The organism is Nocardioides piscis (assembly GCF_011300215.1).
In the GTDB taxonomy this organism is placed as follows: Bacteria; Actinomycetota; Actinomycetes; order Propionibacteriales; family Nocardioidaceae; genus Nocardioides; species Nocardioides piscis.
On record NZ_CP049866.1, the window covers coordinates 2,556,112 to 2,566,307 of the forward strand.

Annotated in this window: 8 protein-coding genes and 1 pseudogene; 7 read left to right on the forward strand and 2 right to left on the reverse strand. The window is 72.5% G+C overall.

Annotation, left to right across the window (positions count from 1 at the left end; genetic code table 11):
• Positions 1 to 18 precede the first annotated feature (18 nt).
• Positions 19 to 942 (reverse strand): 3-oxoacyl-ACP reductase, encoded by a 924-nt coding sequence (locus G7071_RS12580; protein WP_166319300.1) that lies wholly within the window; start codon positions 940 to 942, stop codon positions 19 to 21.
• A 201-nt stretch (positions 943 to 1,143) separates the two neighbouring features.
• On the opposite strand from G7071_RS12580, the gene G7071_RS12585 reads away from it, so the two are divergent.
• From G7071_RS12585 to G7071_RS12610, 7 genes and pseudogenes are all read left to right on the forward strand, one after another.
• The gene (locus tag G7071_RS12585) at positions 1,144 to 2,304 is read left to right on the forward strand and encodes a steroid 3-ketoacyl-CoA thiolase (RefSeq protein ID WP_166319301.1); all 1,161 of its coding nucleotides are present in this window, start codon (positions 1,144 to 1,146) and stop codon (positions 2,302 to 2,304) included.
• 2 nt (positions 2,305 to 2,306) lie between these two features.
• Positions 2,307 to 3,662, forward strand: a pseudogene (locus G7071_RS19325) (acyl-CoA dehydrogenase family protein); the annotation flags it as partial.
• Between the two features lie 65 nt (positions 3,663 to 3,727).
• Positions 3,728 to 4,546: an acyl-CoA dehydrogenase family protein gene (locus tag G7071_RS18830; RefSeq protein WP_215727623.1), complete on the forward strand. Its 819-nt coding sequence runs from the start codon at positions 3,728 to 3,730 to the stop codon at positions 4,544 to 4,546.
• Between the two features lies 1 nt (position 4,547).
• Complete coding sequence (locus G7071_RS12595; RefSeq protein WP_166319302.1) at positions 4,548 to 5,420, forward strand: MaoC/PaaZ C-terminal domain-containing protein; 873 nt, start codon at positions 4,548 to 4,550, stop codon at positions 5,418 to 5,420.
• Positions 5,417 to 6,043, forward strand: a complete 627-nt coding sequence (locus tag G7071_RS12600; protein ID WP_166319304.1) for a PaaI family thioesterase — start codon at positions 5,417 to 5,419, stop codon at positions 6,041 to 6,043. The genes G7071_RS12595 and G7071_RS12600 overlap by 4 nt, the downstream gene beginning before the upstream one ends.
• Positions 6,040 to 6,846, forward strand: coding sequence for a MaoC/PaaZ C-terminal domain-containing protein (locus G7071_RS12605; RefSeq protein WP_166319306.1), 807 nt, complete (start codon positions 6,040 to 6,042; stop codon positions 6,844 to 6,846). Before G7071_RS12600 ends, G7071_RS12605 begins: the two co-directional genes overlap by 4 nt.
• Positions 6,847 to 6,874: 28 nt before the next feature.
• Positions 6,875 to 8,572, forward strand: coding sequence for an AMP-binding protein (locus tag G7071_RS12610; protein ID WP_166319308.1), 1,698 nt, complete (start codon positions 6,875 to 6,877; stop codon positions 8,570 to 8,572).
• Here the strand turns inward: G7071_RS12610 and G7071_RS12615 are convergent.
• Entirely contained in the window at positions 8,541 to 10,178 is a 1,638-nt protein-coding gene (locus tag G7071_RS12615) for an AMP-binding protein (RefSeq protein WP_206062791.1), read from the reverse strand. The two genes, G7071_RS12610 and G7071_RS12615, sit on opposite strands and share 32 nt — an antisense overlap.
• Positions 10,179 to 10,196 lie beyond the last annotated feature (18 nt).

Genomic DNA, 10,196 nt, shown 5'->3' on the forward strand with positions numbered 1-10,196 from the left:
ACTGAGCGGGAAGCCGACTCAGTTGGCGAGGTTCTGCACGCCCGTCGTGTCGAGCTCGGCCACCGAGTAGGCCGCGAAGTTGGCATACGGTCCGCGCCCGGAGAAGTAGGGCGCCACCTGCTGCGAGAGCTCCTCGACCGAGAACACGCCATCGGCGGCGGTGAACTTGTGCTCCACGGTGGGCGGCGCCATCAGGGCCACCATGTCGCCGTAGACGACGAAGACCTGTCCGTTGACCTCGGCGGACGCGGGGCAGGCCAGCCAGGAGACGAAGGTCGCGACCCGCTCGGGCGCCAGGATGTCCAGCTCGCCGCCGGTGGGGTCGGTGTCGAAGACGTCGGCCGTCATCTCCGTCCGCGCGCGCGGGCAGATCGCGTTGGCGGTGACGCCGTAGCGGGAGAGCCCCTGAGCGGTCGAGAGGGTGAGGGCGGTGATCCCGGCCTTGGCGGCCGAGTAGTTCGGCTGACCGGCCGAGCCGAAGAGGAAGGCTTCCGACGAGGTGTTGACGACGCGGCCATAGACCGGTCCGCCGGCCGCCTTGCTGGCGGACCGCCAGTGCACCGCGGCCGCCCGGGAGACGGCGGCGTGACCCTTGAGGTGCACCCGGATCACGTCGTCCCACTGGCTCTCGGTGAGGTTGAACAACATGGTGTCGCGGGTGATCCCGGCGTTGTTGACCACGATGTCGAGGCCGCCGAAGGTCTCCACCGCGGCGGCGACCAGCCGGTCGCCCATGCTCCAGTCGCCCACGTCACCGATGACCGCGACCGCGCCGACTCCCAGCGCCTTGATCTCGCAGACCACGTCATCTGCTGCCGGCCCCATGTCGTTGACGACGACGTTGGCGCCGGCGCTGGCCAGGGCCAGTGCTTCGGCGCGGCCGAGGCCGGCGCCGGCTCCGGTGACCACGGCTGTCCGGCCCTGCAGGTCGGTGCTGCTCATCTGTGCTCCTTCGCGGGTGGCTGCGTCGCCGCACGCTAGGACGGCGCGGGACGCGCACCCCTGCGGCTGTCCGACTGGGTGGGACTGACTGGGCCGCAGGAGGCCCCGGATTCCTAACCTCGACGACGTGAGGTGAGGAACGGCCGTGCCCGACCCCGGATGACCGATTCCACGCAACGAAGCACCACTAGAGGAGATCGCATGCCCGAGGCCGTCATCGTCGAAGCCGTCCGGACCCCGGTGGGTCGTCGCAACGGCGCCCTCGCCGGCCTGCACCCCACCGAGCTGCTCGGACTCGCGCAGGCCGAGCTGCTCGAACGGGCAGGGCTCGATCCGGCGAGCGTCGGTCAGGTCATCGGCGGCTGTGTGACCCAGGCAGGGGAGCAGTCCAACAACGTCACCCGCAACGCCTGGCTCCATGCCGGCCTGCCCTACGCGACCGCCTGCACCACCGTCGACTGCGCCTGCGGGTCCTCCCAGCAGGCGATCCACCTGGTCGCGGGCCTGATCGCCGCGGGAACCATCGACGCGGGCATCGGCTGCGGGGTCGAGGCCATGAGCCGGGTGTTCCTCGGCGCAGCGGTCGCCCCCGGCACCGGCCTCCCCACGCCGGACAGCTGGACGCTCGACCTTCCCGACCAGTTCACTGCCGCCGAGCGCATCGCGCAGCGGCGCGGCATCACCCGCGAGCACGTCGACGCCCTCGGTGTCGCCTCGCAGGAGAAGGCCGCGCGGGCCTGGGACGAGGGACGCTTCGACAGCCAGGTCGTGCCGGTCACCGCGCCCGTGCTCGGGCAGGACGGTCCCACGGGCGAGACCGTGGTCGTCACTCGTGACCAGGGCCTGCGCTCGACCAGCATCGAGGCGTTGGCCGGTCTGCGACCCGTGGTCCCCGACGGCATCCACACGGCCGGCAACTCTTCGCAGATCAGCGACGGCGCCGCTGCCGTGCTGCTCATGAGCCGCGAGCGTGCGGAGGCCGAGGGACTGCGCCCGCGGGCACGGATCATCGCCTCCGGGATGGTCGGCAGCGAGCCCTACTACCACCTCGACGGACCGGTCCAGGCGACGTCACACGTCCTGGAGCGGGCCGGGATGAAGCTCGGCGACATCGACCTGGTGGAGATCAACGAGGCCTTCGCCTCCGTGGTCCTGTCCTGGGCCCAGGTCCACGACGCCGACATGGACAAGGTCAACGTCAACGGCGGCGCGATCGCGCTGGGCCACGCGGTCGGCTCCACCGGCGCCCGGCTCGTCACGCAGGCGCTGCACGAGCTCGAGCGTCGCGACGCCTCGACGGCGCTGGTGACCATGTGCGCCGGCGGCGCCCACTCGACCGCCACGATCATCGAGCGGATCTGAGCATGGCCCTCCCCACCAGCTCCGGCACCCTCGGTCTCACCGAGGAGCAGCGAGACCTCCGCGACGCGGTGCGCTCGTTCGTCCGCCGCCACGTCACCGAGACCGTCGTCCGCGACGCCGTCGAGGCGAAGACCGAGCAGCTGCCTCCCTTCTGGCCGGTCCTCGCCGCTGAGGGGCTGCTGTCGCTGCACCTTCCGGGGACGTATGGCGGCGCCGACGCCACCCTCGTCGAGACCGCCGTGGTGCTCGAGGAGCTGGGCCGTGCCATGACGCCGGGACCGTTCCTGCCCACCGTCCTGGCCAGCGCCGTCCTGGGCCGGGCCGGGCATGTCGAACACCTGGCAGGGCTCGCGGACGGCAGTCTCCCGGCGGCCGTGGCGTTGGAGCCCGGGACCCTGACCGGGACCCGCGACGCCGAAGGTCACCTGCGCGTCGAGGGTGAGTCCGCTCCGGCCCTTGGCGGCCAGGTCGCCGCGCTCTTCGTGCTTCCGGTCAGCGTGGAGGGAGGCACGGCCTGGGTCGTGGTCGGCCGCGACGCGGTCGAGGGCGACGGGGACAGGGCGAGCCACGACCTGACCCGCCGCCTCGGCAAGGTCAGGCTCGACGGGGTGGTCAGCAGCGTCGACATACTCGACATCGACGCCCAGCTTCCGCTCGACCTGGCCGCGACCCTCTTCGCCGCCGAGGCCTCCGGCCTCGCTGACTGGGCGACCTGGACCGCAGCCGAATATGCGCGGGTGCGCGAGCAGTTCGGCCGGCCCATCGGCCAGTTCCAGGGCGTCAAGCACCGCACGGCGTGGATGCTCGCCGTCTCCGAGCAGGCGCGTGTCTGCGCCTGGGACGCCGCGCGCGCGCAGGTCGCGGACGCAGTCGAGGACCCGCGTGAGGCCTCGCTCGCAGCGGCGGTCGCCGGTGCCGTCAGCGTCGAGGCCGCGTTCCGCACGGCCAAGGACTGCATCAACACCCTGGGAGGCATCGGCTTCACCTGGGAGCACGACGCGAGCCTCTACCTGCGGCGTGCCCAGAGCCTGCGCCTGCTGCTCGGCTCGACGACGGGCTGGCAGCAGCGGGTCGCCGACCTGACCCTGGCCGGCGTCCGCCGGGAGCTGGGCCTCGACCTGCCACCAGAGGCCGACGAGGTGCGAGCCGAGGTCCGCGCCGAGCTCGCGGAGGCCCAGGGCATGGAGCCCGCGGAGCAGGCGCGGCACCTCGCTGAGCGCGGCTACACGGCGCCGCACCTGCCCGCGCCGTGGGGCAAGGGCGCCGATGCGGTCACCCAGCTCGTCATCGCGGAGGAGCTGCGCGCCGCTGACCTCGCGCCTCACGACATGGTGATCGGCAACTGGGTGGTCCCCACGCTGGTCGAGCACGGTAACGCAGGGCAGACCGAGCGGTTCGTGCCACCCAGCCTCCGGGGGACGTCGTGTGGTGCCAGCTCTTCAGCGAGCCGGGCGCCGGGTCCGACCTGGCTGCCCTGCGCACCCGGGCGGACAAGGTCGACGGTGGCTGGCGGGTCAACGGCCAGAAGGTCTGGACCTCCGGCGCGCGCGAGGCGGACTTCGGCATCCTGCTGGCCCGCACCGACCCGGACGCCCCCAAGCACCGCGGACTGTCCTACTTCCTGCTGGACATGACCAGCCCCGGTCTCGACGTCCGACCGCTCCGCGAGCTGACCGGCGAGGCGCTCTTCAACGAGGTCTTCCTCGACGACGTGTTCGTCCCCGACGACATGCTGGTCGGCGCACCCGGTGACGGCTGGCGACTCGCGCGCACCACGCTCGCCAACGAGCGGGTCTCGCTGTCGCACTCATCGTCCCTGGGAGCCGGGGGAGAGACGCTCCTCGCGGCCGCGCGAAGCGCGGGCACCGCCGACGCCCAACGGCGCACCCTGCTCGGCAAGATCCTCTGCGACGCCCAGTCCGGCGCCCTGTTCGGCCTCCGCAGCGCGATCCGCTCGGTCAGCGGCTCCCAGCCGGGCGCGGAGTCGAGCGTGGCCAAGCTGATCGGTGTCGCCCACACCCAAGAGCTGTGGGAGACCGCCATGGAGTGGCAGGGCAGCGAGGTCCTCCACGACGCCCCGGAGCGCGGCAGCGCCACCTGGTGGTTCCTCAACAGCCGCAACCTGTCCATCGCGGGCGGCACCACCGACGTCCAGCTCAACATCATCGGCGAGCGCATCCTGGGTCTGCCCCGTGACCCCGAACCCACCTCGACCGCCACCCGCGGTCCCCAGGAGGGCTGACGTGCCGATCGACCTCGACAAGGCGCTCGGCGCCGAGCCGGTCACGCGGGACATCGCCTGGTCACGCCGCGACGTCCTGCTCTACCACCTCTCCCTGGGCGCCGGCCGCGACGCCCACACCGACCCCGAGCTCCGGTGGACCTTCGAGCGTGACCTGCAGGTGCTCCCCACCTTCGCGATGGTGGCAGGGCAGGGCCCGTCGGCCGGCGACCTGCCCCCGGTGGGCATGGACCTGCCGGGCGTCGACGTCGACCTACGGCGGGTGCTGCACGGTGGTCAGTCGCTGACCGTGCACCGGGCGCTGCCGCCAGAAGGTTCGGCGACCGTGACGACGCGGACCACGAACGTGTGGGACAAGGGCAAGGCCGCGGTGGTCGTCCTGGAGAACAGCGCGCGATCGCCGTACGACGAGCTCCTCTGGACCACGCAGATGCAGATCTGGATCCGTGGCGAAGGAGGCTTCGGAGGCGAGCCCGGACCGGACGCTCCGCACGGACAGCCGGGACGCGATCCCGACCACGTCCTCGAGACCCGCACCGATCCGGGCCAGGCGCTGCTCTACCGCCTGAACGGCGACCTCAACCCGCTGCACGCCGACCCGGACTTCGCTGGTGCGGCAGGCTTCGACCGGCCGATCCTCCACGGCCTCGCGTCCTACGGCCTGGTCGCGAAGGCGCTGGTCGACGGTCTGCTCGACGGGGACGCGGCGCGCCTGCGCAGCCTGGACGTCCGGTTCGCCGGGTCGATCTTTCCCGGCCAGACGCTCGTCACCTCGGTGTGGCGAACAGATGACGGTCTGGTGCTGGCGTCCGCCTGCCCCGAGCGCGGCGGCGCCCCCGTCCTGACCCATGCCACAGCAGAGGTGTCCCCGTGACCGAGACAGCCCGTCCCAGCCAGCTGACCGCGGTCCCCAACAACGAGGGGGTGGACGCCGCCGTCGCAGCAGCCCGGCGCGTGGTCGGCGCGCTGTTGCACACCGGCGACCGGAGCCCCGTCGAGATGGCCGCCGTGGCCGCCCAGCTCGACGCCGTGGCGCAGCACCTCGAGCGCCATGCGCCCACCCGCGAGGAGCGCCTCGTCGACATGTGGGGAGGCGAGGGAGTCACCCGGCACGACCCGGTGACCGGCCCCGAGAACGCCGTCGCCCCGCCACTCCACCTCGACGGCCGCGAGGACGGCTCCGTCGAGGGACGGGTGACCCTCGGCCTGCCCTACCAGGGCCCACCGGGGTGCGTGCACGGCGGCATCTCGGCCCTGATGCTGGACCACACCCTCGGTGTGGCCAACCACTGGGCCGGGGACTCCGGCATGACCGGCACCCTCACCCTGCGCTACCACCGGCCCACCCCGCTCTTCGAGGAGCTGGTCGTCACGGCGCGCCAGGTCTCCGTCGACGGGCGCAAGATCCGCACCACCGGCGAGATCACCGCCGCCGGTGAGGTCTGCGTCTCCGCCGACGGGATCTTCGTCAACAAGCACCTGCCGCGGCCGCGATGAACGAGCTGGCGACGACCCACCCCTGGCAGGGCCGGGACCTCGGCGAACGCACCGTGGCCTACGACGAGCGCGACGCGATCCTCTACGCCCTCGCCGTCGGAGCGCCGGCCGGCCGTCTCGACCTCGTGTTCGAGGAGCGGCTCCGGGTGCTCCCGACGTTCGCCCTCACCCTGGCCCAGTGGGCACCCGACGCCCTGGGATCTGCTGGTGCCTTCGACCCGGGCACGGCCGTCCACGGGTCGCAACGGCTCGACGTCCGGGCGCCGATGCCGCGATCCGGCAAGGTCTCCATGGCCGCGCGCGTCGACCGTGTCTGGGACAAGGGCTCGGCCGCGGTCTTCGACGTCGTGGTCGAGAGCGACTTCTTCGAAGCCACGTGGGCGATCTTCGCGCCGGGGTGCGGCGGGTTCGGCGGGGAGCGTGGCCCGGCGGCCCCGGCGGTTCCCGAGACCGCACCCACCACCACGCTCACGGTCCCCACCGGTGCCAACCAGGCTGCGCTCTACCGGTTGCTCGGCGACCGTCACCACATGCACGTCGACCCGGCCGCAGCGCGCGCAGCCGGCCAGCCCCGACCCTTCCTGCACGGCCTGTGCAGCCTGGCGGCCGTCACCCTCGCGCTCGCCGACGAGGTCGCCGCCCACCCCGCTGACCTGACCCACCTGGAGGGCCGGTTCGCCGCCCCCGTGTTCCCCGGTGACGACCTCGCCGCGGACGTCTGGACCGAGGATCGCGGTGCCCGCTTCGAGGTCGACGCCGGCGGACGCCCCGCCATCCGCGGCGGCCACGTCACCTTCGGCTGACCGCCACCACCGAGAGGACCTCCCACCCATGCCCGACTCCCTGACCTTCGCCGAGGTGCTGCGCGACCGCGCGGGTGACGACCGGCGGGCCCTGCTGTTCGAGGACCGGTCGTGGACCTGGGACGAGGTGGTGCGCGAGAGTGCCACCCGCGCCGCCGCCCTGAGTGCCCTCGTCCCGAAGCCCGACGGGCGGCAGGTGCACGTGGGCGTGCTGCTGGAGAACGTGCCCGACTTCGTGTTCTGGATCGGCGCCGGCGCCCTCGCCGGGGCGGTCGTCGTCGGCATCAACTCCAGTCGCAGCGGCCCCGAGATCGCGCAGGACGTCCGGCACGCCGACGTCGACCTCGTCGTCACCGAGTCCCGCCTCGCCCACCTGCTGGAGGGCACCGGCCACGGCGTCCCGGCCGGCCGGGTGCTCGAGATCGACCACGCGTCGTACGCCGACCTGCTCGCGCCGCACCGTGACGCACCCCTGCCCGACGACCTGCCCGCACCCGACGACATCGCCCTGCTGCTCTTCAGCTCCGGGTCCACCGGGGCTCCCAAGGCGGTGATCGTCGGCCAGGGACGCCTCGGACGGCTCAGTGACGCGCTGGTCGCGCGCACCAGGATGCGCCCGGACTCGGTGGCCTATCTGTGCATGCCGCTCTTCCACGGCAACGCGGTGATGCTCAACCTCGCCACCGCGATGCGGGTCGGCGCGACCGTGGCCCTGACCCGCAAGTTCTCCGCGAGCGGCTTCGCCCCGGACGTGCACCGCTACGGCGTCACCTTCGTCAACTACGTCGGTCGAGCGTTGTCCTACGTCCTGAGCCGCCCCGAGGACCCGCGCGACCGCGACGGGACGCTCGAGCTGGCCTTCGGCACCGAGGCGTCCGAGGCCGATGTCGCCCGTTTCTCGGAGCGGTTCGGCTGCGAGGTGGTCGAGGGCTACGGCCTCAGCGAGGGCGTCTTCCGGATCGGCCGCACACCTGACACGCCTTCCGGCTCGCTGGGCCTGCCGGCCGGCGATGTCGACGTGCGGATCCTGTCGGAAGCCACGGGTCTGGAGTGTCCGCGCGCCGACTTCGACGCATCCGGCCGCCTCGTCGACCAGGCCGCCGTCGGCCAGATCGTCGCGGTGGGGGCGGCGTCGAGCTTCGAGGGCTACTACAAGAACCCCGACGCGATGGCAGACAGGATCCGTGGCGACGACTTCTGGTCAGGCGACCTCGGTTATCGCGACGCGGCCGGCTTCTTCTACTTCGCCGGCAGGTCGTCCGACTGGCTGCGCGTCGACTCCGAGAACTTCGCAGCCGCCCCTGTCGAGCGGGTGCTGCAACGGTTCCCCGGCATCCTGGCCGCGCCGGTCTATGCGGTGCCGGACCCCCGCACGGGCGACCAGGTCATGTGTGCGGTGGAGCTGGCGCCGGGCAGCGCCTTCGACGCGGACGCGTTCGGCGACTTCCTCGCCAGCCAGCCGGACATGGGGGCGAAGTGGTGGCCGCGCTTCGTGCGGGTCACCGCGCAGGTGCCGCTGACCGGAAGCAACAAGATCGACAAGGCCCCGCTGCGTGCCGAGGCCTGGCAGACGCACGAGCCCGTCCACGTCCGGGTCGGCCGAACGGCGCGCTACCGCCTGCTCGACGACGAGTCCCGGGCAGCCCTGGACGCGGAGTTCGCCGTCCATGGGCGCACCGCGCTGCTGCCGGCCGTCAGGGTGCCGGACGCAGCGGTGCGTAGTTGAGGGAGGAGCCCTCGCGGGCGAGCACGGTCCGGCCCGCGTGCGGGTGGACAGCCGTGTCCACGGCCCGCTTCACGATCTTGTTGCTCGGGGTGCGGGGGAGGGCGTCGACGACCTTGACCCACCGCGGCGCCCACTTGGTGCCGAGGTCTGGCTGCGCGGCGAGGAAGTCGCCGAAGGAGCCCGGCTCGAGGTCGCGACCGTCCACCAGCTCGACGACGGCAAGCACCTGGTCGCCGGCCGTGTCGTCGGGCACCGCCACGACCGCGACCCCGGCGAAGGCGGGGAAGCGCATGAGCAGCCGCTCGATGGGGGCGGTCGCGATGTTCTCGCCGTCGACACGCAGCCAGTCGCCGGTGCGGCCGGCGAAGTAGAAGAAGCCCTCGGCGTCGCGATAGGCGAGGTCGCCGGACCAGACCCAGCCGTGCCGCAGCCGTGCGGCGTCCGCCTCCGGGTTGTCCCAGTAGCCCTCGAAGAGAGCGGCGCCGGTCTTGTTGACGATCTCGCCGGTGGCTTCCTCGGCGTTGAGCAGCCGGCCGTCCGCGTCGAACCGTGCCGGCGGGCACTCCTCGAGCGTCTCCGGGTCGACGACGACGGTGCCCTCGGGCGCCCGCCCGAGCGACCCGGTCGGGGTGTCGGGTGTGCGCAGGATGCGGATCTCACCCTCGCTGGAGCCGAACGAGTCGATGACGGTGCACCCGAAGCGACGAGCGAACTCCGCGATGTCGCGCTCCGCGGCCTCGTTGCCGAAGGCGATCCGCAGGGGGTTGTCGGCGTCGTCCGGGCGCTCGGGCGTGGCCAGGATGAAGTTGAGCGGCTTGCCGACGTAGTTGAAGAAGGTGACGCCATGGCGCCGGACGTCGGGCAGCCAGGCGGAGGCCGAGAACCGGGACCGCAGGACGATCGTGCCGCCCGTGCACACTGCCGGCGCGATGCCGGCCATGATCGCGTTGGAGTGGAACATCGGCATCACGACATAGAACGTGTCGTCGGCGGTGAGCCCGCGCCGCTCGACCTGCTGCTCGGCGATCCGGCCCATCCGTCGCTGGGTGCAGATGACGGCCTTGGGTGCCGAGGTGGTGCCGCTGGTGAAGATCAGGGACAGCACCGCGGCCGGGTCGACCGGCTCCGCGGGCAGGGGAGCGGGATGGGTGCGGGCCAGCCTCTCAGCGTATGCCGACGTGTCGACGTGCAGCACGCGGTGCTCGGGCACGTCGTGCTCGACCCCGGCGAGCACGTCGACCAGGGAGTCGTCGAGGACGAGCATCCGACAGCCGGTGAAGGTGATGTCGCGAGCGAGCTCGGCCCCGCGGCGCGTGGGGTTGATGCCCACGACAGCGGCACCGCACACGGCGGCGCCCAGCCACCAGAAGAGGTGCTCGGCGCTGTTGGCCAGGCCCAGGCCGACGTGGCGCGGGCCCTGCGCGGGTCCGTCGCCCAGCCCGTCACCCAGCCCGTCACCCAGCTCGGCCTCGATGATCGCGGCACGACGGCTGGCCTCGGTGACCACCTCACGCCAGGTCCAGCAGCGCTCCTCGAACCACAGGGCCGCGTGCTCGTCGTCTGCTCGCGCGGCGATCAGGGCGGCAAAGGTCGTCTCGTCGCTCACGGGACCCATCCTTGTCGG